Source organism: uncultured Maribacter sp. (assembly GCF_947496775.1).
Taxonomy (GTDB): Bacteria; Bacteroidota; Bacteroidia; order Flavobacteriales; family Flavobacteriaceae; genus Maribacter_B.
Genome location: NZ_CANMDU010000012.1, coordinates 46,807 through 68,232 on the forward strand (window position 1 = coordinate 46,807; position 21,426 = coordinate 68,232).

A 21,426-nucleotide genomic window follows, 5' to 3' on the forward strand; every position below is an offset into this window, starting at 1 on the left:
GTTACATTTAAAAGCAAAGTTAAATTCTATTTTGTAAAAATATTGTATAAAATTAAGTTTGCTTAATTTTGTAATCTTAAAGATAAGACATTCTTTTAGGAATTCAACCCATAATCAAGCAATACATTGAGTAATACAGAAGCTTTACTTGCCCTAGCAAAAAAAACAATTGACCTTGAAAGCAAAGCAATAGGGAATTTAACCTCATTGTTAAATTCAGATTTTGCGAATAGTATTAATACAATTATCGAATCTAAAGGAAGAGTTATTCTTACTGGTATTGGTAAAAGTGCCATCATTGCAAATAAAATTGTTGCTACATTTAACTCTACAGGAACACCTGCAATTTTTATGCATGCCGCCGATGCCATTCATGGAGATTTAGGGACTATACAAGACAATGATGTGGTAATTTGCATTTCTAAAAGTGGGAATACCCCAGAAATAAAAGTTCTTGTCCCATTAATTAAGAGAGGTAATAATAAACTAATTGGAATTACTGGAAACATAGATTCTTTTTTAGCCAAACAAGCAGATTTTGTTTTAAACACCTACGTGGAGAAAGAGGCTTGCCCTAATAATTTAGCCCCAACAACAAGTACTACTGCCCAACTAGTAATGGGAGATGCTTTAGCAACTTGTTTATTAGAGTTAAAAGGATTCAGTAGCTCTGATTTTGCGAAATATCATCCCGGAGGAGCGCTAGGAAAAAGACTATACCTTAGGGTTGCAGATATTGTAGACAAAAATCAAAAACCAGAAGTAACCGCAGATTCCGATGTTAAAAAGGTTATTGTAGAAATTTCTGAAAAAATGCTGGGTGTAACAGCGGTAATAGAAAATTCTAAAATAGTTGGTATAGTTACCGATGGAGATATTCGAAGAATGCTTAACAAGCATGATAACATAAAAGGATTAACCGCCAAGGACATTATGTCTACCAACCCAAAAACAATTGAAACGGACGTTTTAGCAGTTAAAGCTTTAGAAGAAATGCAAAATAGCGGAATTTCGCAATTATTAGCCATAAAAGACAATACGTACCAAGGAATTGTACATTTACATAATTTAATAAATGAAGGCATTTTATAATGAGTAAAAAAGACCCAAGCGCCACACAAGAAATGTCTTTTCTTGACCATTTAGAAGAATTACGTTGGCACCTCATTAGAAGCACCTTAGCAGTTGTTATCATAGGTAGTATAGCCTTTTTAATGCGAGGATTTATTTTTGACACCGTCATTTTTGGTCCCAAAAAAATGGATTTTCCTACCTATCGCCTATTTTGCGACATAGCAACATATTTAGGGTTCGATTCTGATTTTTGCGCGGATAAATTACCGTTCACTATACAAAGTAGATTAATGTCTGGACAGTTTTCTGCACATATCTGGACATCCATATGGGCCGGATTTATTATTGGTTTTCCATATATTTTATATGAAATGTGGAAGTTTATTAGTCCAGGTCTGTATGAAAAAGAACGAAGAAACTCAAAAGGTTTTATCTTTATAGCCTCCTTTTTATTCTTTCTAGGTGTTCTATTTGGATATTATATTGTAGCCCCATTATCTATTAACTTTTTAGGAACATACCAAGTAAGTAAAGAAGTATTAAACGAATTCGATTTAAGCTCTTTTATTGCTACCGTAAGATCCTCTGTTATTGCCTGCGGGATTCTTTTTGAATTACCCATAATTATATACTTTTTAACCAAAATTGGCCTAGTAACCCCAGAAATAATGCGCAAGTATAGAAAAATAGCACTTGTTGTTGTTCTTATTTTATCTGCAATAATTACACCTCCAGATGTTGCTAGCCAAGTTATAGTGGCTGTACCTGTATTAATACTGTACCAAGTGAGTATACATATATCTTCTTATGTTATGAAGAAGGAAGCTAAAAAGGCCAAAAAGAATTTAAAAGCCAATTAACTAGTATAATATTCTTTTGGTTAAAAATTACATAATTTCTTTTGTTGCTAACCAAATAGAATTAGATTTGAAAGTATGAAGCTTAGAGCAGAAAATATAATGAAAGCCTATCGTGGCAGACAAGTAGTAAAAGGTATTTCTTTAGAAGTAAATCAAGGAGAAATTGTTGGACTTCTAGGGCCCAACGGAGCAGGAAAAACTACTTCTTTTTATATGATTGTTGGTTTAGTAAAGCCCAACAGTGGGAAAATTTATCTAGACGATATGGAAATTACCAATTTTCCCATGTACAAGAGAGCTCAAAATGGGATTGGTTATTTAGCTCAAGAGGCTTCTGTCTTTAGAAAATTGACTATAGAAAAGAATATATTAAGTGTACTACAACTAACTAAACTGAGTAAAAAGGAACAACTCATGAAAATGGAGTCGTTAATAGAAGAGTTTAGCTTAGGACATATTAGAAAAAACAGGGGAGATTTGCTTTCTGGTGGAGAGCGTCGCCGTACGGAAATAGCGAGAGCATTAGCTACTGACCCTAAATTTATACTATTAGATGAACCTTTTGCTGGTGTTGACCCTGTAGCCGTAGAAGATATACAGCGTATTGTAGCTCATTTAAAAGATAAAAATATTGGCATATTAATTACGGACCACAACGTACAAGAAACACTAGCCATTACAGAACGTTCGTATCTTATGTTCGAAGGTGGCATCTTAAAATCCGGAGCTCCTGAGGATTTAGCTGCAGATGAAATGGTTCGAAAAGTCTACTTAGGTCAAAACTTTGAATTACGTAAAAAGAAGTTAGACTTTTAGACTAATCTCCACCTTTTTCTTTGCCAATCTTGTTGTTCTGCTTTGGACTTAAAAGTCCAAATTACGACCCTACTTATTTTATTCCCCTGTCCCATTGGTAAGGTTCCTACCTCACTTGCTTCTATGCGTTCTAATAACTTATGTATTCCTGGTACATTAGACTCTTTAGACACTAAAGTAGAAAACCATAAACAAGAGTCCTTGTATTGTCTGCTTTGGTATATCATATCTTTAATAAACTTTATTTCTCCTCCCTCGCACCACAATTCATTAGACTGCCCTCCAAAATTTAAAATAGTCTTTGCTTTTTCACCTTTTAAATTTTTAATCTTACGCTTGGTTCCTCGCTGCGCATCTTCTATGGAAGCATGAAATGGCGGATTACAAATAGTCAAATCGAACAACTCCCCTTCTTTAACTACTCCTCTAAAAAAGTCCCTAGAACTTTCTTGCAGACGAATCTCTACCTTTTCTGTTAAATATTCATTTTTATATACAATCTTATTTGCCGCCACTATTGCTTTTATATCTATTTCTGAACCAACAAAATTCCAACCATATTCCGTTGCGCCTATAATTGGATAAATACAATTAGCACCAACACCAATATCCAAACACTTTATATGTCCATTTTTCTTGATTCTTCCGTCAAGTATTTCTGGATTACTCCTATATAAAATATCCGCCACATTATGTATATAATCCGCCCTTCCAGGAATTGGCGGACATAGATAATTAGAAGGCATGTCCCAAAAATCAAGATTATAATGAAATTTCAATAAAGCTGTATTTAGCATTTTTACGGCTTCAGGATTAAAAAAATCAATAGATAAATCATTATAAACATTTAATGCTACGAAAGGTTCTAATTCCGGGCAAGCAGTAATTAAAGCTTTAAAATCATAACGCCCTCTATGCTTACTTCTTGGATGTAATTTCGATTTTTCTTTAGGATGCTCTCTTTTCTTTCCAGACATGGGTTTCTTATTAAAAAGGGCAAGTTAATTACTAATATTATAACTAGACTCCGAAATTTTGAAAAAAGAATTACAGACTAGGGGTTTTCAACAAGTAATCTTTCTTCCTTATTTTCAAAGAGGTTTCCCTATCCATATTACCTCCCGAAAGCACAATTAGGACTTTTTTCCTTGTTTTTTGTTTTTGCAACCATTGTTTAGCAGCCTCCATGCCCATAGCACTTGTTGGTTCTATCCTAAGTTTTAACAAATGGGTTAGCCATTGAGTCCAATATATAATTTGCTCTTCTTTTATTTCGAAGAAAGCATCTAGCCTTTTTAAATATTCAAAAGTCAACACCCCAACAGACATAGTCATGGCCCCGTCTGCTAGTGTATCTGGTTTTGATTTTAAGCGCTGTATTACGTTTTTTTGTAGGGATAAAGAAGCATCATTTGCATTTCTTGGTTCAGCCCCTATTACCTTAACGTTCGGCAGTAATCCTTTTGCTGCTATAACAGAACCTGCTAGTAAACCTCCTCCTCCGCAAGGTGCAATAACAGCCTCAACTTTTCCTACTTCCTTAATAGCTTCATAAACCGCGGACCCTTGCCCGGAAATAACTTGTTCATGATTATAAGGTGGTATCCAATAAAATCCATCTTTAACAGACGCTTCGGCAACCATAGAATCTGCTATATCCCTTGTTTCACACAAAACAACTTTAGCTCCGTAGGATTTAGTAGCTTGTATTTTCACTTTAGAGGAATACTCCGGCATATAAATAGTTGCAGGAATTTTAAATATTTTAGCAGCCCAGGCAACAGCTTGAGAATGATTCCCTGAACTGTTTGCTACAATATGCTTTGGCTTTTTCCCTTTCTCAATCAACCATGCAATAGTATTCAATGCACCACGAACCTTAAATGCTCCTACTTTTTGTAATCCTTCTACTTTAAAATAAATATCGTGCCCTAACCAATCATTTAATAAGGAAGAAGTAACAATCGGAGTTGTATTTATAAAAGGAGTAATTCTATTTTTGGCTTTAAGAATATCGTGTAATTGTATAATTTTCATGTATTACCATATTTAATCTGCGACATTAAAATTAAAGACAGAGTGTAATTGCTTAGAAAACTATTGATTATTACTTCTGTTTCATTTGTTCCTTAAAAAACAAAGCCGCCTTATCTATACTTAGTAATCCCAATTCTTTATTATGCCAAAAACCATGTGGTGCTCTAGGCAAAGAAACTAATTCGCAATACACTCCAAATTCTGAAAGTTTTGCTACACTATTTACCGATTGTTTAAAAGGCACTATGTTATCTGCACTACTATGTATAAATAACATGGGGGCAGATTTCTTATTAATATGAAAATATGGAGAAGCTAACTTCCATAAATCCTTATTTTCAGAATAAGATGCTCCTAACCAATCTGCCAAAGGCTTACTTTCCTTAACTAATGAAAAATCTGCGTCCGCTGCCAATATAACCACTGCGTTTACTTTAAAATCGCTATAATTGCCGACAGGATTCAATGCAGAAATTTCATTGGTTGTCGCTAACATCATAGCTAAATGAGCGCCGGCTGACCCCCCTAAAACACCAATTGCATTAGCATCTAACCTGTATTCTTTAGCATTCTCATTTACCCATTGTACTGCAGCTTTAGCATCTATTACAGCACCTGGAAATAGAGCCTCTTTTGCTGTTCTATATTCTATGCAAACAGCTGCAAAACCTCTTTTTGCTAATTTTTCAGAAATTGGAGCAAAACCATTTTTATCTCCCACTTTAAAACCACCTCCTCTTATCACTACGATAGTTTGTAGGTTTCCTTTGAAGATAGCGGGTCTATACAAATCTAACAGCAATGTATCTTTTTCGTAGGTTGCAAAAACAATATTCTTTACAATATCTACATTGGTACTCGTAATAGTAGACTCTTTCTGAGAAAAAGCAAAAGAGCTTAATAAACAAAATAGTATTACAACTATAGACGGCTTACGCATTAAACCAAAAACTAAATTCTGCATAATTACATATTAAATAAACTACACTTTATTACAAAGCAAACCACTGTATACTTAAATATTGATATCGATTAAGGTTATTTATCAGAACTCCAATTTGTAACGAGAGAGCTTATAATATAAAAACCTATAATGGCAGGTATTGCCATAAATTTCATCGTTACTATGAGCACTAAACTAACTATAATAAATATATATCGTAATGCATTGTCTTTAAATCCCCAATTTTTAAATTTTAGAGCAAAAAGTCCAATATTCGCATTTAAAAGGAAAGCACTAAGAACAGTCATCCCCACTAAAAACCACGAATTAAGAATTATACCATTAAGCGTATCGTTATTATGGTATAATAAAATAAGTGGTAAAGAAAGTATTAACAAAGTATTAGCTGGTGTTGGCAAGCCAACAAAGGATGATTGCTGATTTTCATCAATATTAAATTTAGCCAATCTATAACCAGATGCTAGTGTAATTAAAAAACCAAAAAAAGGAAGTGGAGCTACTTTTAAGCCCACCCAAAATGTATCATTAGTAGCTTGGGAAGATAAATCTACATTCCATCCTCCTGTCATAGACATTCCTAAAAGTTGAAACATAACAATACCAGGAACTAAACCACTGGTAATCATATCTGCTAAAGAATCTAATTGCAACCCCATTGGACTTTGCGCATTTAAAATTCTTGCAGCAAAACCATCAAAAAAATCAAAAACAATCCCTAAAAAAACAAATAAAGCCGCTATCTCTAATTGATTAAGTACTGCAAAAACAACAGCTACACAGCCACAAAACAAATTTAGCAAGGTTATTAAATTGGGAATATGTCTTTTCATTTTATTCTACGTATTTATGTAAAAATAAGACATTTTTTCAGGAATAAGATTTGTTGCTAAATTATTCAGATATTTGCAAAACACTAACTTTTTGCCCAAACATGTTTATAAAGAAATTATTTTTTTTATTCGTTCTTTTTTTCAGCATCATTAACAATGCTCAAAAGAAAATAGAATTAACCCCTTTATCCAAAGTTAGCGTCTTAACTATAGGAACAGAAGAAGAACTAAGCTCTAAATTTGGTCATAGTGCTTTTCGTATACAAGACCCTACTTTAGGTATTGACGTTACCTATAATTATGGAATGTTCGATTTTAACGCCCCTAATTTTTACTTAAAGTTCACTACCGGGAAACTACCTTATAGATTAGCAAGACATTCTTTTGAGAACTTTATGTATAGTTACAAAATAGAGAATAGATGGGTAAAAGAACAAACACTTAATCTTAACCTAAAAGAAAAAAATACACTTCTTCAGTTTTTAGAAAACAATTTATTGCCCGAGAATAAATATTATAAATATGATTTTTTGTTTGATAATTGTGCGACTAAAATCCCGGAGGTATTAAAAAAAATTACAAACGAGGACCTTAAACCTTCCCACAGTCATTTAAAAAAAGAATCGACCTTTAGACAACTAATACATGAATCTTTAGATACTAATGAATGGTCTACCTTTGGCATAGATTTAGCTCTTGGTTCCGTTATAGATATAAAAGCAACATCAAAAGAACATCTATTCTTACCTATTTATGTATACCATCAATTAGAAAATACTTCTAAAAAAGACAATACACCTTTAGTATCTAAAACAGAAATGATTTTAAAAACTAAAGCCCAAGAAAAAAACAATATTTTTCTACTAAGTCCATTTTTTTGGTTTGGTCTCCTTTTTATTCTTGTAACTCTACTCACCATAAAAGATTATAGCACAAAAAAAAGAACCAAATGGTTAGATACTCTTTTATTCTTTTCTACAGGAATTGCAGGTTTATTAATTCTTTTTCTTTGGTTTGGAACAGACCACAACGCAACGGCAAGGAATTTTAATATTTTATGGGCCTTTCCTTTAAACCTTTATGTTGCTTTTGTTTTAAGAAAGAAAAGCCTTCCAGATTGGATTAAAATATACTTAATTACTTTACTCTCACTAATATTAATTTCGCTTTTTATTTGGGCCGCAAAAATTCAGGTATTCTCAATCATTCTTATTTTTATTTTACTTTCATTAGTAATAAGATATCTGTATTTATTATTTCATTTAAGACGTAGAAACGACTAAAATTTAGTTAACAAAAATGAACTTACTAACGGTAGAAAATATTGCCAAATCCTTTGGCGAACTTGTCCTTTTTAAAGACCTATCTTTCGGCATTAATAAAGACCAAAAAATAGCTTTAATTGCCAAAAATGGAAGTGGAAAAACCTCAATATTAAATATCCTTTCAGGGGCAGAAGCTCCAGATAAAGGACAAGTAAACTATCGTAAAGGCACGCGGGTTTCCTTTTTAGAACAGGAACCAAAAATGGACCCAAAACTAAGTATTGAAGAAACCATTTTTGCGTCAGACAATGAAGTTCTAAAGATAATTCGTGCTTATGAAAAAGCTTTAAACAATCCAGAAGACACTGAAGCATACCAAAAGGCTTTTGAAGCTATGGATCGTTTTAATGCTTGGGATTTTGAAACGCAATACAAACAAATTTTATCTAAGTTAAAACTAGATGATTTAAACTTAAAAGTAGGTTTACTCTCCGGTGGACAAAAGAAAAGACTAGCTCTAGCAGATGCCTTAATTAATAAACCCGATTTATTAATCTTAGATGAACCTACCAATCATCTAGATTTGGAGATGATAGAGTGGTTAGAGCAATATTTTGCAAAAGAAAATATGACTCTGTTTATGGTAACGCACGATCGTTACTTTTTAGAACGTGTATGTAATGAAATTATAGAACTAGATGGAGGTAACCTTTACCCCTACAAAGGGAACTACTCTTATTATTTAGAGAAAAAAGAAGCCAGAAAAGAGCAAGAAGCAGTAGAACATCATAAATCTAAACTTTTGTTTAAAAAAGAATTAGATTGGATGCGAAGACAACCTAAGGCCAGAACTACAAAATCTAAATCTAGAATAGACGATTTCCACGCCATTAAAGAAAAAGCTAACAATAGAAGAAAAGAACATGAAGTTCAGTTAGAAATTAATATGACCCGAATGGGTAGTAAGATTATTGAGCTTCATAAAATTTCCAAAGCTTTTCCGGATAAACCCATCTTGGACCAGTTCGACTATAGTTTTACCAAAGGAGAGCGTGTTGGTATAATTGGAAAAAATGGCACCGGAAAATCTACCTTTTTAAATATCATTGCTGGAAAAGGAGAGCCGGATAGCGGAAAAGTAATTATAGGAGATACCATAAAATTTGGATATTACACCCAAAAAGGGATTGCTATTAAAGAAGGACAAAAAGTAATTGATGTCATTCGCGATTTTGGCGATTATATTCCTCTTACCAAAGGACGACAAATTTCAGCGCAACAACTATTAGAACGTTTTCTTTTTGACAGAAAAAAACAATATGATTTTGTTGAAAAACTAAGTGGTGGTGAAAGAAAGAGGTTATACCTATGTACCGTTTTAATACAAAACCCCAATTTTTTAATACTAGATGAGCCTACTAATGATTTAGATATTGTTACTCTAAATGTACTAGAAAGCTTCTTATTAGACTTCCCTGGTTGCCTAATGGTAGTTTCTCATGATAGATATTTTATGGACAAAATTGTAGACCATTTATTTGTATTTAGAGGCAATGCTGTCATAGAAAATTTTCCAGGCAATTATTCAGATTACAGAGCATATGAAGACAGCCAAGTAATTGAAAAAAGAGAACAAAAAGAAAGCTCTAACTCCAAATCTAAAAATTCATGGAAAAAAGAAAGTACGGCAAATAAACTATCTTATGCGGAACAAAAAGAATATAACCAAATAGAAAGAGAAATTCAAAAGCTAGAAAATAGAAAGACAAAAACTCAAAATGAATTTACCAATCCGGAACTTTCTGGAGACGACATTGCCGAACTATCTAAAAAATTACAAGAAATAAACATTGCTATAGAAACTAAAACTGAACGCTGGTTTGAGCTTTCTGCAATCATAGAAAACTAACCTTATCCATTGTATTCTTTTATTCATCACATTAAATTTCTTTTAAGAGCTACGAATCAACATGGTGTACATTCTCCTTTTGTATATTCTTATGTTACCAAATGCCTATATTCCAAAAAGAAATATGCTTCGACCAAAAGTGCTGATGTATTACTAAAAAGTATTGATTATTTTAAAATTAAAAGTTTAAAAATTAATTCGGAAAGTGAATTATATAAACATCAAATTAAAAAAAGATTTCCAGGTTTAAATACTAATACCTCTACCTACGATGCTATTTATATGAATGATTGTCTTACTTGGGATAAAGAAATAGAAAAAAAAGAAATAAAAAATACTAGTTGGGTCTTTATTAAGAGTATTCATCATAGTAAAGAATCCTCTTCTCAATGGAACAACATTATAGCACTAGATGAAGTAACCGTTAGTATTGATTTGTTTTATTGTGGAGTACTTTTTTTTCGTCGAGAACAAGAAAAGGAACATTTTAAAATTAGATACTAAAAGCTTAATTTTAATGTAAATTACCTTGCAATTTTCTTGCAAGCCGTTAAAAACACCTTGAAGCATTTGGACACATGCATCATGGAATAAAAAACCCGTCGAAGGGAATAAATTGAAATAGTATGGAAAATAATACCATGTTTTATGTTTTAGGAGGCGTAGTTGCTATATATCTATTTGTTACTATGAGAAATCGCCAAAAATCAAAAGATAGAAAGTCAAAAAAATTTATGAGCGATTATAATAGAAAGAATAAAAAGTTAGATTAGTACATTGTTGATTTACCCATATTAAATAAACAAATATGAAAATATATACTAAGACTGGTGACAAAGGAACATCTGCTCTTTTCGGTGGCACTAGAGTTCCTAAACATCATATTAGACTAGATGCCTACGGCACCATAGATGAATTAAACTCGTGGATAGGTCTTATCCGAGATCAAGAAATAGATACACTGTCCAAAAAAACGCTAACTCTTTTACAAGACAAATTATTTACCGTTGGCGCTATTTTAGCAACTGACCCTGAAAAAGCGATTCTTAAAAACGGAAAAGAACGGCTTACCATCCCTAAAATTAAGGATACCGATATTACTTTTCTAGAAGATAATATGGATGCTATGGAGGTAAGTTTACCCCAAATGACTCATTTTATTTTACCAGGAGGACACACAACCGTGTCATACTGTCATATTGCACGTACTATTTGCAGAAGAGCGGAGCGCATGGTATCTTTTTTAAATGAAAATGAACCAACAGATCCTAATGTTTTGTCATATATCAACAGATTATCCGACTACCTATTTGTATTGGCACGAAAGTTGTCTTTTGACCTTAAAGCTGAAGAAATTAAATGGATACCTGAAAAAAAAGGCTAATAAATTCGTTATTTCTTCGTTATCAAAATATTAGCACGGGGATTTTGTTAATAAAATAGTGGAAATACTTACAAAAAACCTTGGCTATTTATATTTAAAAATTATTTTTGCAAAAATTTAAAACACATTATTAACATGTATTGGACATTAGAACTAGCATCTTATTTAAGTGATGCGCCATGGCCGGCTACCAAAGATGAGTTGATTGACTACTCTATTAGAACAGGAGCTCCGTTAGAAGTTGTAGAAAACTTACAATCAATGGAAGAGGAAGGTGGAGAAATTTACGAGTCTATCGAAGAAATTTGGCCAGATTATCCTACCGAAGAAGATTACCTCTGGAATGAGGATGAATATTAATAAAATATTATAACAATTGCTGTAAAAAAGTCTCCTTGGAGGCTTTTTTTTTATGTAATTTTGTCAGCCACGTAGTGTAATTTTTACAAAAGATTAAACTGGAATAGCTTTTGTTGTAAAATTATACGGTTAACAAAGAAATAATAACCATAAAATATAATTGATAAACCATCATTTTAACTAGAGTTTTAAAAGGTTTACAATCTAAAATAGAAGAAGCATTATGAGTTTTATAAATTCAATACTAAAGGTTTTTGTTGGTGACAAATCAGAAAAAGATGTAAAGGAATTACAACCTTTAGTAAAACAAATAAAATCTTTCGAAGCGACTATAGAAAATTTAAGCCATGACGAGCTTAGAGCAAAAACTATAGAGTTTAAAAATAAAATAAAAGAAAACTGTTCGGAGATAACTAGTAAGATTGATGCACTTACGGAAGAAGTACATGCTTCAACAGATATTGACAAAAATGAAGATATCTATGTTGAAATAGATAAATTAAAAGAAGAAGCCTATAAAATTTCCGAAAACACTTTAAATGAAATTTTACCAGAGGCTTTTGCAGTGGTTAAAGAAACTGCCAAACGTTTTGCTAATAATAAAACCATTTCTGTTTCTGCATCCGAATATGACAGACAACTTTCTGGAGAAAAAGAATATGTTACTTTAGATGGTGATAGTGCTACTTGGCAAAACTCATGGAATGCTGCTGGTAAAGATGTTACATGGGACATGATTCATTATGATGTTCAATTAATAGGTGGTATAGCATTACATCAAGGGAAAATTGCTGAAATGCAAACAGGAGAAGGTAAAACTTTAGTTGCTACCCTGCCACTATATCTTAATGCTTTAACTGGTAAGGGAGCACATTTGGTAACTGTTAATGATTATTTAGCAAAAAGGGATAGTGCTTGGATGGCCCCAATATTTCAATTTCACGGTCTTTCTGTTGATTGTATAGATTACCATAAACCAAATTCTGAAGGTCGTAGAGCTGCTTATCATGCAGATATTACCTACGGAACAAATAATGAATTTGGGTTTGATTACTTAAGGGATAATATGGCCCACACACCAAAAGACTTAGTACAACGTCCGCACAATTTTTCTATTGTAGATGAGGTTGATTCTGTTTTGGTAGATGATGCACGTACCCCTTTAATTATTTCTGGTCCAGTTCCAGAGGGTGACCGTCATGAATTTAACGAATTAAAACCTAGAGTTTCGGAGATTGTTCAAAAGCAACGTCAGTACCTAACAGGTGTATTTGCAGAAGCTAAAAAACATATTTCCGAAGGCGATACAAAAGAAGGTGGGTTCCTTTTATTAAGAGTACATAGAGGTTTACCTAAAAATAAAGCCCTAATCAAATTCTTAAGTGAAGAAGGAATAAAACAACTGTTGCAAAAAACAGAAAACTTCTATATGCAAGATAACAATAGAGAAATGCCTAAAGTAGATGAGGAACTTTTATTTGTTATTGATGAGAAAAACAACCAAATAGAACTTACCGATAAAGGTGTAGAATATATTTCTGGAGATCAGGATAAAGACTTTTTTGTAATGCCAGATATTGGTGGAGAGATTGCAAAAATTGAAAACCAAAATCTTGAAATAGAAAAAGAAGCCGAGCTAAAAGAAGAATTATTCAAAGACTTCACTGTAAAAAGTGAGCGTATCCATACTATGAGTCAATTACTTAAAGCCTACACTCTTTTTGAGAAAGATGTAGAGTATGTAGTAATGGATAACAAAGTAATGATTGTAGACGAGCAAACGGGGCGTATTATGGATGGCCGTAGATACTCAGACGGTTTACACCAGGCAATCGAAGCTAAGGAAAATGTAAAGATTGAAGCTCTTACGCAAACCTTCGCTACAGTTACCTTACAAAATTATTTTAGAATGTATAGTAAGCTTTCTGGTATGACAGGTACCGCTATTACGGAAGCAGGAGAATTTTGGGAAATCTATAAATTAGATGTTATGGAAATCCCTACTAACAGACCAATTGCCCGGGATGATCGTAACGATTTAATTTACAAAACTAAACGAGAAAAATATAATGCCATTATTGATGAAGTTACCAAACTATCACAATCTGGAAGACCAGTTTTAATAGGTACAACATCAGTTGAAATATCTGAATTGCTATCTCGTATGTTAGGTATTCGCAAAGTACCGCATAATGTATTAAATGCGAAACTACATAAAAAAGAAGCGGACGTTGTTGCAGAAGCAGGTAACCCTGGGGTAGTAACCATAGCAACAAACATGGCCGGTCGTGGTACCGATATTAAACTATCAGATGCCGTTAAGGCCGCAGGAGGTTTAGCCATTGTAGGTACAGAAAGACATGACTCTAGAAGGGTGGACAGGCAATTAAGAGGTCGTTCTGGTCGTCAAGGAGACCCAGGAAGCTCTCAATTTTACGTTTCTCTAGAAGATAACCTAATGCGTTTATTTGGCTCAGATAGAGTAGCTAAAATGATGGATAAGATGGGCTTAGAAGATGGTGAGGTTATTCAACATAGTATGATGACCAAATCTATTGAGCGTGCTCAGAAAAAAGTAGAAGAGAATAACTTTGGTGTACGTAAGCGTTTATTAGAATATGATGATGTTATGAACGCTCAAAGAGAGGTTGTTTATAAAAGAAGAAGACATGCATTACAAGGAGAAAGACTTAAGGTAGATATTGCCAATATGGTATATGATACTTGCGAAGTAATCACAGAAACGAATAAAGTTGCAAGTGATTATAAGAATTTTGAGTTTGAGCTTATTAAATATTTTTCTATTACCTCTCCAGTTTCCGAAGCGGACTTTGGCAAATTACCTTCACAAGAAATTGCTGGAATAATTTACAAGGAAGCGTATTCGCATTATAAAGAAAAAATGGAACGTAATGCAACTACAGCTTTCCCAGTAATTAAACAAGTATATGAAGACCAAGCTAATAAATTTGAGCGTATAGTTGTTCCGTTTACAGACGGTATTAAGAGCCTTAATGTAGTTACTAATTTACAAGAGGCATACGAAAGTAACGGTAAACAATTAGTAACAGATTTTGAGAAAAATATTTCTTTAGCAATAATAGATGATTCGTGGAAAACTCATTTGCGAAAAATGGATGAACTTAAACAGTCTGTTCAATTAGCTGTACACGAGCAAAAGGACCCTTTGTTAATTTATAAATTTGAAGCTTTTGAGCTTTTCAAAGGGATGATTGATAAAGTAAATAAAGAAATTGTTTCTTTCTTATTCAAAGGAGAGTTGCCTTCAGAAAATGCTAATATCCAAGAAGCCGGAAACGTAAGAAGACCTAAAGAAAATTTACAAACTACGAAAGAAGAAATTCCTAATAGCGATGAATTAGCTGCCCAAAATAGAGCAGCAGGACAAACACAAGGGCAAAGACCAGCGGTTACAGAAACTATTACCAGAGAACGTCCAAAAATTGGAAGAAACGATAGAGTTACTATTAAAAATGTTATGTCTGGTGAAAGTAAAACTGTAAAATACAAACAAGCAGAACCTTTGATAGATAAAGGAGAATGGGTATTAACAGAAGATTAAAACTTTATCATTTACAAAGAACAAAAAAATGACAATCAATTATGATTGTCATTTTTTTTATCATCCATTTCAAAAAAGATTAAATTCTTGTTCCGTAAAAGTCCAAAAAATAGAGCTATACCAACTATTTATTAAACTAAATAACACATTTTAACAAAGTATTTGGTTTTAATGCTAAAACATAATTAGATTTACATTGGATAACACCTCTAACCAAGCTATAAAATCCGACTATGCATAAACCAATACTAGATCAAGAAAGACAAAAGAACAAGATTAGTCTTATTCTTAAAGTAAATTACATCTCTTCTGCTCTATCTATTATACTTTCTATAATCTGTTTCTATGCCTTAAATATTAAGGAAATTGTTCCGGAGACCCTTTTAATTTTTGGAATAGTAAACCTTATAAATTCTTTCTTTTTTAAAAAACATAAGAATATAAACTTAACATACAATATATCTTTAATTCTGGCTTTGGTCTGTACACTTATTGTAACTTTGTATACTGGTGGTATCCATAGTTCCTTTATTTTTATTCTAGCCTTAATAGTTTTTGCTGGCTATGCTAATACAAGAAAATATGGTCAAATATATTTAAGCCTCATTTTTCTTCTTGTAATTTTAATATTCTCCCAAAGTGCTAGTGATTTTACATTTACAAGAAATGTTATACCTGAAAAACATCAAAGTATTTTTAGTCTTTTAAGTGTCCTATTTTCTATCTATTTATTAGGAAATGTTTTTGGTAAGAACTTATTAAACACACATAACACTTTATATAACTCTAAAAATGACTTATCTAAAAAACTCTTAGAAAAAGAAACTCTTCTTAAAGAAATTCATCATAGAGTAAAAAACAATTTACAAACAGTTTCTAGCCTTTTAAGTTTACAAACTAGAAACACGCAAGACGATAATGTAAAAACATTACTTAAAGCCACCAAAGACAGGGTTATTTCTATGGCTATGATTCATGAAATGCTATATATGCGAGAAGACTTATCTAAAATAGAATACAAAACTTATGTAGAAGAATTGAGTCAATATTTAATAAAATCTATAAAAGGAATAGAAAATAAAATACAATTAACCATAGATATTCCAGATATTAAATTAGGAATCGATACTGCAATACCATTAGGGTTATTAATTAACGAAGCTGTTACGAATGCCTTAAAATATGGAATTGTAGATGATAACGAAGGGGAAATTCATATCGCCATTACCAAAGAAGTAAACAAAGAATATGTTTTAAAAATAGGAGATAATGGTATTGGTTTCCCAGAAACCATTAATCACAAAAACACAAAATCTCTTGGTCTTAAATTAATATACAACCTTACTAGACAATTAAAGGGTTCCGTAATTAGAGATGTCTCTAAAAAGGGTACCAATTATATTATTAAATTTCAGGAAATAGGACAACAATTACATCCTGTAGTTTAGGATGTATTAAATTATTTTCTATACTTATTATTAGCTTTAACTTTTATTGGTCGTAAAGAATCTTGGTGTTTCTTAAAAACAAAAACTAAAGTTCCAATTACAACTGCAGGGATTACAACAACTAATACTATCATATCTTCTTTTTTAAAATTAGTACACCATTTAAGGTGTAGTAACAAGTTCAATTATTATGCCAAGTAATAGACTAAAGCAAGTTTATTCACTATTTTGTTTAGCTATCCAGAATTTTACTTTTTTAACTATTGTTAATATTGCTAGTGCCAATACCCAAAATAATATCCATTTAAAAAACGAGCCTTTAATCATTTGCTAAAATATTTACGCAAGTGGTATGGCCCCTAAAAATAAAATAATCAATAAAATTAAAATTACTTTTATCACTTGATGTTACTTATCTAAATGTATGAACTACAACTAACATATCCTTAGTAAATCGCTGAATTACAGATATTTTAGCTTACCGTAATACTTCTCTATTAAATCATATAGATTAAACACCTATACTTTTAAGCTTGGTTATGTCTATTTCGTTTTGTAGCAAAAGATAGTTCTTTCATTATCCTAGAATTTTTAGACATATATAAGCGAGTTACAGCATTTTTCTTTATTTCTTTTATATTCTTAAAAGAGATTAAAGTTGTTTGTTCCAAAACTATTCCTTTAGTAATTGTACTTACTTTTTGTACTTCTGGAAGATTCTTAGCAAAAGAAGCTACACTAATAAAAATGATAAATAATAAGGTAATAATTGATTTCATCACGTAAAATTTGTTACCCCAAAATTATGGCGAACTAAAATCCGTTAAAAGATAATACGCTGAACAACAACAATATTCGGCTACGGTCGCTCCACTAGGGTGAAGCAACAAAAATGCTCGTTGAATGGAAATAAACCTGCGGTAAACTAATCGGATATTAACGTATTTAATCCTAAATAATAAAGATTTTTAAACAAACTAAAAGGGATATACGATATCTTTAAACTTATTATTTTGCTTCGACATTTATGATAACTTATAAACTACAATTAAAAAATTACTTAAATAGATTTGTTCTTTTTACGGATTCTGAAATAGACCTAATTTATAAAAATCTAACTGTGAGGGTTTATAAAAAGAAGGGGTTTTTACTAGAACAAAACTCCGTTTGTGATACCAATTTCTTTATATGTGAGGGGCTCGTACGTTCGTTCACCACAGATAATATGGGAGAAGAAAAAACAAGCCAATTTGCTATAGAAAATTGGTGGGTTACTAGTATGGAAAGTTTTATAAAAGAAAGAGCTTCTTTTAACGCCCTACAAGCTATAGAAAAAACTACAGTACTTTGCCTTAGTAAAAATAAACTAAACCACCTATACCAAAAAATACCTAAACTTGAACGCTGTTTTAGAATAATCACAGAAAATATGCTTATCGCAATTCTTAGGAAAGATGAAATTTTCATGAAACTTAGTAGTAAAGAACGGTATTTAGGGTTTATAGGTAGTAATCCTACTTTTATGCAAAGAGTCCCTCAATATATGGTAGCCTCTTATTTAGATATTACCCCGGAATACCTAAGCGAACTAAAAAAACATTACATAAATAATTATTTCTTAAGAAATCCTAAGAAGATGTCCCTTTCCTAAGTCTTAATATTGCTGTAGTATTTTAAGGCGATAAAAAATGGAAAGAATTACCTACCAAGATATTCCAGAAGGAATGTTTCAACATTTAATTACTATTGAAGAGTTTATAAAAAAATCTGGTCTGGAGCAAAACCTCCTGGAATTACTTCGATTAAGAATTTCGCAAATAAACGGATGCGCTTATTGCGTAGATATGCATTATAAAGAGTTAAAACATACTAATGAAAATGAGTTAAGACTATCTTCCCTAGCAGTATGGAAAGAGACCCCATATTTTACAGATAAAGAAAGAGCTGCACTAAATTTTGCGGAAGAATTAACCGCTTTAAGTAATGCACCGATACAAAACAATATATATAATACTATAGAAACTTTTTTTTCTAAAAAAGAAATTTCCTTTCTATCCCTAGCCGTAACACAAATAAATACATGGAATAGACTTATGAAAACATTTTTATTTACCCCTGGTAAATATAAAGTTACTTCCTAACTACTTTTAAACAAGCTTAAGTAATATCTTTAATAGATGTAAAATATTTTAAAATTTAGAAAACTATGAATAAGAATACAGTAAAAGTTTTTTTAAGAATTGGCTTAAGCCTTAGTTTTTTATCTGCTATAGCAGACAGAATAGGTCTTTGGCCAAAGAATATTTCTGCATGGGGAAATTGGGCAAATTTTATTGATTATACACAAACCCTTAACCCTTATTTACCAGAATTTGTAATATCCCCTCTTGGTTACTTGGTAACTATACTAGAAACTTTTTTAGGAATTTTTCTTTTAATAGGCTACAAAACAGAGCTTACAGCCAAAATTAGTGGGTACTTGCTCTTGCTATTTGCACTAGCAATGACATTTACTGGTGGTATAAAAGGAGCGTTAGACTATTCTGTTTTAACAGCTTCAGCTGCGGCTTTTTCTTTATCCCTATTTCCTATTAAGTATTTTGAATTAGATTTATTATTAAAGAAAACTACTTCAAATAAAGACTAAGCTAATTTAGCTTTGTTTCTTTTTGTTGTGAACTTTAAAGCTTTCTTTACTTTAGAATTTGTACGCTTATATAAACGAGCAACCTCTGTATTCTTAACTGTAGTTTCAGTTACTATCGTTTTTTCTATGGTAACAACTTTACCTTCTTTTGTGTTGTTTTGAGCTTGAGCAGCTACTCCGATAAAAAGAACAAAGATTAAAGTTAAGATAGTTTTCATGACTTGCGTTTTATATATAATTAAAACGCCTAAAGCCGTATGCAGCTGGGTCACAAAACGCTGAAAACCCCTTATTTTTCGGTAATCGACACAATCTAGGATAAAGTGTAAAAAATGCTCGATAAACGTACACACAACTAAAAACCTCTTACCGAAAGAAAGTGTTTTTAATCGGAAAATAAGATTAGTACAACTTATGGAGGATTTTAAAAGAGAAACAACAGCAACCAATTTTGATAAAATAAAATAACAATGGTTAGCATCATCTATAGCATTTGCCAAAACTAATGCCTATAATTTAGTACCTGTTAAAGAAGGTTTTTACCATACTAACATATACAATTACCCTATTAATACAGCATTAATAGAAAACAACATTGCAGAAAATGTTATTTACGATACTGACTATTTATATACAAAGAGCACTGTTACTAAAGGCTTAGGAGCTTTAGAATATTTAATTTACAACAATCAAGATTCTATCAAAGCTCTTGTGTTGTTACAGGAAGATGAGTACAGACTAGATTATATGCTAGGCGCAACTAAAGAAATTCTAAGACAAGTAAATTTGTTAATTGCTTTTTGGGAAGAAAATTATAAGGAAAATTTTATAAACTCCAAAGATTTATCTTGTACCGAAAATGCACGTTGTTTGGCTTTTAATCAAATAATTAATCTACTAGATGTTATACGGGTTACTAAAATTGGTAAACCCACTGGTTTAGAAAGTTCGGAAAATACCAACATAAATCTACTGCAAGCCTTTAGAAGTAAAAAAACACTGCACATAATTAAGAGTAGTATTGAAGAAATAGAGTATACCTATACTAAAAGTTCCATTAATTTTTCTGAAATTGTAGACGATATTTCTGGCTCTAACCAAATTTCTAATGAAATTGCCAATTCTTTTAAAGAAATTTATAGTACTATAGATGGTTTGAACATTGGTTTATATGATGCAATTTCTAATAATGATAAAAAAGTAGAGTCGTTATACATTTCATTATCCAAGTTAATCCGATTCTTTTCTGTAGATGTGGCAAGTATGCTATCCGTATCTGTTTTACCAACGGATAATGATGGAGATTAAAATTATTTTAGATTTATGAAACCGCGAATTGAAATTATTAAAAACAAAAAGCTCTTAGGCAAACAATTAAAAATGTCTTTAGCAGAAAATAAAACTCTAGACCTTTGGCAAAGTTTCATGCAACAGAAAAAGGAAATAAACAATTTGGTAGATTCTAACCTGTACTCTATTCAAGTTTACGATACCTCATTAAACTTTAAAGATTTTTCCCCTCAAGTAGTTTTCACCAAATGGGCTGCAGTCGAAGTAAAGGATTATGATGCCGTACCGCAAGCCATGGAACCATTTACTTTACCCGGCGGCACCTATGCCGTTTTTATACATAAAGGGTTGGCAAGTAATTTTCATAAAACCATGAACTACATATATGGAATTTGGTTACCGCAATCTGATTATATTTTAGAGCAACGCCCGCATTTTGAAAAGCTTGGCGAAAAATATAAAAATAATTCCGAAGATTCTGAAGAAGAAGTGTGGATTCCTATTAAGGCTAAGATTTAAGCTAATTTAGCTTTATTTCTTTTTGTTGTAAATTTTAAAGCTTTCTTTACTTTAGAATTTGTACGCTTATATAAACGAGCAACCTCTGTATTCTTAACTGTAGTTTCTGTTACTATCGTTTTTTCTATGGTAACAACTTTAACTTCTTTTGTGTTGTTTTGAGCTTGAGCAGCTACTCCGATAAAAAGAACAAAGATTAAAGTTAAGATAGTTTTCATTACTTGCGTTTTATATATAATTAAAACGCCCAAAGCCGTATGCAGCTAGGTCATAAAACGCTGAAAACTCCTTATTTTTCGGTAATTGACACAATCTAGGATAAAGTGTGAAAAATGCTCGACAAACGTACGCACAACTAAAAACCTCTTACCGAAAGAAAGTGTTTTTAATCGGAAAATAAGATGCTTTACTTTTGTTAAAAACGATAAGATTACTACCTT

The 21,426-nt window shown here is 31.8% G+C and carries 23 protein-coding genes and 1 pseudogene; 16 read left to right on the forward strand and 8 right to left on the reverse strand.

Going from position 1 to position 21,426, the window contains the following annotated elements; genetic code table 11:
- Positions 1-126 precede the first annotated feature (126 nt).
- From Q0856_RS16280 to lptB, 3 genes are all read left to right on the forward strand, one after another.
- Positions 127-1,092 (forward strand): KpsF/GutQ family sugar-phosphate isomerase, encoded by a 966-nt coding sequence (locus tag Q0856_RS16280; RefSeq protein ID WP_298506760.1) that lies wholly within the window; start codon positions 127-129, stop codon positions 1,090-1,092.
- On the forward strand, positions 1,092-1,934 hold the full coding sequence (tatC, locus tag Q0856_RS16285) for a twin-arginine translocase subunit TatC (RefSeq protein WP_298472484.1): 843 nt from the start codon (positions 1,092-1,094) through the stop codon (positions 1,932-1,934). Before Q0856_RS16280 ends, tatC begins: the two co-directional genes overlap by 1 nt.
- 75 nt (positions 1,935-2,009) lie before the next feature.
- A complete protein-coding gene (lptB, locus tag Q0856_RS16290; protein ID WP_298472486.1) occupies positions 2,010-2,750 on the forward strand; it encodes an LPS export ABC transporter ATP-binding protein in 741 nt (246 codons plus the stop codon).
- Here the strand turns inward: lptB and rlmF are convergent.
- The 4 genes from rlmF to Q0856_RS16310 all read right to left on the reverse strand — a co-directional run bounded on the left by rlmF (position 2,747) and on the right by Q0856_RS16310 (position 6,581).
- Positions 2,747-3,727 carry a 23S rRNA (adenine(1618)-N(6))-methyltransferase RlmF gene (gene rlmF, locus Q0856_RS16295; RefSeq protein ID WP_298506763.1) on the reverse strand — a complete coding sequence of 327 codons (981 nt, stop codon included), beginning with the start codon at positions 3,725-3,727 and terminating at the stop codon, positions 2,747-2,749. The two genes, lptB and rlmF, sit on opposite strands and share 4 nt — an antisense overlap.
- A 70-nt stretch (positions 3,728-3,797) precedes the next feature.
- Positions 3,798-4,787 carry a serine/threonine dehydratase gene (locus tag Q0856_RS16300; protein WP_298506766.1) on the reverse strand — a complete coding sequence of 330 codons (990 nt, stop codon included), beginning with the start codon at positions 4,785-4,787 and terminating at the stop codon, positions 3,798-3,800.
- Positions 4,788-4,857: 70 nt separating this feature from the next.
- Positions 4,858-5,751: an alpha/beta hydrolase gene (locus Q0856_RS16305; RefSeq protein ID WP_298506769.1), complete on the reverse strand. Its 894-nt coding sequence runs from the start codon at positions 5,749-5,751 to the stop codon at positions 4,858-4,860.
- A 74-nt stretch (positions 5,752-5,825) separates the two neighbouring features.
- Entirely contained in the window at positions 5,826-6,581 is a 756-nt protein-coding gene (locus Q0856_RS16310) for a CDP-alcohol phosphatidyltransferase family protein (protein WP_298506771.1), read from the reverse strand.
- Between the two features lie 101 nt (positions 6,582-6,682).
- On the opposite strand from Q0856_RS16310, the gene Q0856_RS16315 reads away from it, so the two are divergent.
- The 8 genes from Q0856_RS16315 to Q0856_RS16350 all read left to right on the forward strand — a co-directional run bounded on the left by Q0856_RS16315 (position 6,683) and on the right by Q0856_RS16350 (position 16,530).
- Positions 6,683-7,864 (forward strand): DUF4105 domain-containing protein, encoded by a 1,182-nt coding sequence (locus tag Q0856_RS16315; protein WP_298506774.1) that lies wholly within the window; start codon positions 6,683-6,685, stop codon positions 7,862-7,864.
- 16 nt (positions 7,865-7,880) lie between these two features.
- Entirely contained in the window at positions 7,881-9,755 is a 1,875-nt protein-coding gene (locus tag Q0856_RS16320; RefSeq protein ID WP_298506776.1) for an ABC-F family ATP-binding cassette domain-containing protein, read from the forward strand.
- A gap of 9 nt (positions 9,756-9,764) precedes the next feature.
- Positions 9,765-10,259 (forward strand): hypothetical protein, encoded by a 495-nt coding sequence (locus Q0856_RS16325; protein WP_298472502.1) that lies wholly within the window; start codon positions 9,765-9,767, stop codon positions 10,257-10,259.
- 122 nt (positions 10,260-10,381) lie between these two features.
- Positions 10,382-10,528 (forward strand): hypothetical protein, encoded by a 147-nt coding sequence (locus tag Q0856_RS16330; protein ID WP_298472504.1) that lies wholly within the window; start codon positions 10,382-10,384, stop codon positions 10,526-10,528.
- A gap of 35 nt (positions 10,529-10,563) precedes the next feature.
- The gene (locus Q0856_RS16335) at positions 10,564-11,139 is read left to right on the forward strand and encodes a cob(I)yrinic acid a,c-diamide adenosyltransferase (RefSeq protein ID WP_298472506.1); all 576 of its coding nucleotides are present in this window, start codon (positions 10,564-10,566) and stop codon (positions 11,137-11,139) included.
- A 135-nt stretch (positions 11,140-11,274) separates the two neighbouring features.
- Positions 11,275-11,499: a DUF2795 domain-containing protein gene (locus tag Q0856_RS16340; RefSeq protein ID WP_013994285.1), complete on the forward strand. Its 225-nt coding sequence runs from the start codon at positions 11,275-11,277 to the stop codon at positions 11,497-11,499.
- Positions 11,500-11,722: 223 nt separating this feature from the next.
- Positions 11,723-15,082: a preprotein translocase subunit SecA gene (gene secA, locus Q0856_RS16345; RefSeq protein ID WP_298506779.1), complete on the forward strand. Its 3,360-nt coding sequence runs from the start codon at positions 11,723-11,725 to the stop codon at positions 15,080-15,082.
- 233 nt (positions 15,083-15,315) lie between these two features.
- Positions 15,316-16,530, forward strand: a complete 1,215-nt coding sequence (locus tag Q0856_RS16350; protein WP_298472532.1) for a sensor histidine kinase — start codon at positions 15,316-15,318, stop codon at positions 16,528-16,530.
- Positions 16,531-16,541: 11 nt separating this feature from the next.
- On the opposite strand, the gene Q0856_RS16355 is transcribed toward Q0856_RS16350, so the two are convergent.
- The gene (locus Q0856_RS16355; RefSeq protein ID WP_298506782.1) at positions 16,542-16,664 is read right to left on the reverse strand and encodes a hypothetical protein; all 123 of its coding nucleotides are present in this window, start codon (positions 16,662-16,664) and stop codon (positions 16,542-16,544) included.
- 393 nt (positions 16,665-17,057) lie between these two features.
- Complete coding sequence (locus tag Q0856_RS16360) at positions 17,058-17,309, reverse strand: hypothetical protein (protein ID WP_298472536.1); 252 nt, start codon at positions 17,307-17,309, stop codon at positions 17,058-17,060.
- Positions 17,310-17,557: 248 nt separating this feature from the next.
- Here Q0856_RS16360 and Q0856_RS16365 point away from each other — a divergent pair, with 248 nt between their 5' ends.
- From Q0856_RS16365 to Q0856_RS16375, 3 genes are all read left to right on the forward strand, one after another.
- Positions 17,558-18,181 carry a cyclic nucleotide-binding domain-containing protein gene (locus tag Q0856_RS16365; RefSeq protein WP_298506785.1) on the forward strand — a complete coding sequence of 208 codons (624 nt, stop codon included), beginning with the start codon at positions 17,558-17,560 and terminating at the stop codon, positions 18,179-18,181.
- Positions 18,182-18,218: 37 nt separating this feature from the next.
- Positions 18,219-18,671: a carboxymuconolactone decarboxylase family protein gene (locus tag Q0856_RS16370; RefSeq protein WP_298506787.1), complete on the forward strand. Its 453-nt coding sequence runs from the start codon at positions 18,219-18,221 to the stop codon at positions 18,669-18,671.
- 65 nt (positions 18,672-18,736) lie between these two features.
- Positions 18,737-19,177 (forward strand): DoxX family protein, encoded by a 441-nt coding sequence (locus Q0856_RS16375; RefSeq protein WP_298506788.1) that lies wholly within the window; start codon positions 18,737-18,739, stop codon positions 19,175-19,177.
- Here Q0856_RS16375 and Q0856_RS16380 read toward each other — a convergent pair.
- Positions 19,174-19,395, reverse strand: a complete 222-nt coding sequence (locus Q0856_RS16380; protein WP_298506790.1) for a hypothetical protein — start codon at positions 19,393-19,395, stop codon at positions 19,174-19,176. The genes Q0856_RS16375 and Q0856_RS16380 overlap by 4 nt on opposite strands.
- A 262-nt stretch (positions 19,396-19,657) precedes the next feature.
- Between Q0856_RS16380 and Q0856_RS16385 the strand changes: the two are divergent.
- Both Q0856_RS16385 and Q0856_RS16390 read left to right on the forward strand, forming a co-directional pair.
- Positions 19,658-20,485: pseudogene (locus Q0856_RS16385) on the forward strand (imelysin family protein); the annotation flags it as partial.
- Between the two features lie 15 nt (positions 20,486-20,500).
- Positions 20,501-20,986, forward strand: a complete 486-nt coding sequence (locus tag Q0856_RS16390) for a GyrI-like domain-containing protein (RefSeq protein ID WP_298506793.1) — start codon at positions 20,501-20,503, stop codon at positions 20,984-20,986.
- Here Q0856_RS16390 and Q0856_RS16395 read toward each other — a convergent pair.
- Positions 20,983-21,204 carry a hypothetical protein gene (locus Q0856_RS16395; protein WP_298472543.1) on the reverse strand — a complete coding sequence of 74 codons (222 nt, stop codon included), beginning with the start codon at positions 21,202-21,204 and terminating at the stop codon, positions 20,983-20,985. The genes Q0856_RS16390 and Q0856_RS16395 overlap by 4 nt on opposite strands.
- Positions 21,205-21,426: the final 222 nt, after the last annotated feature.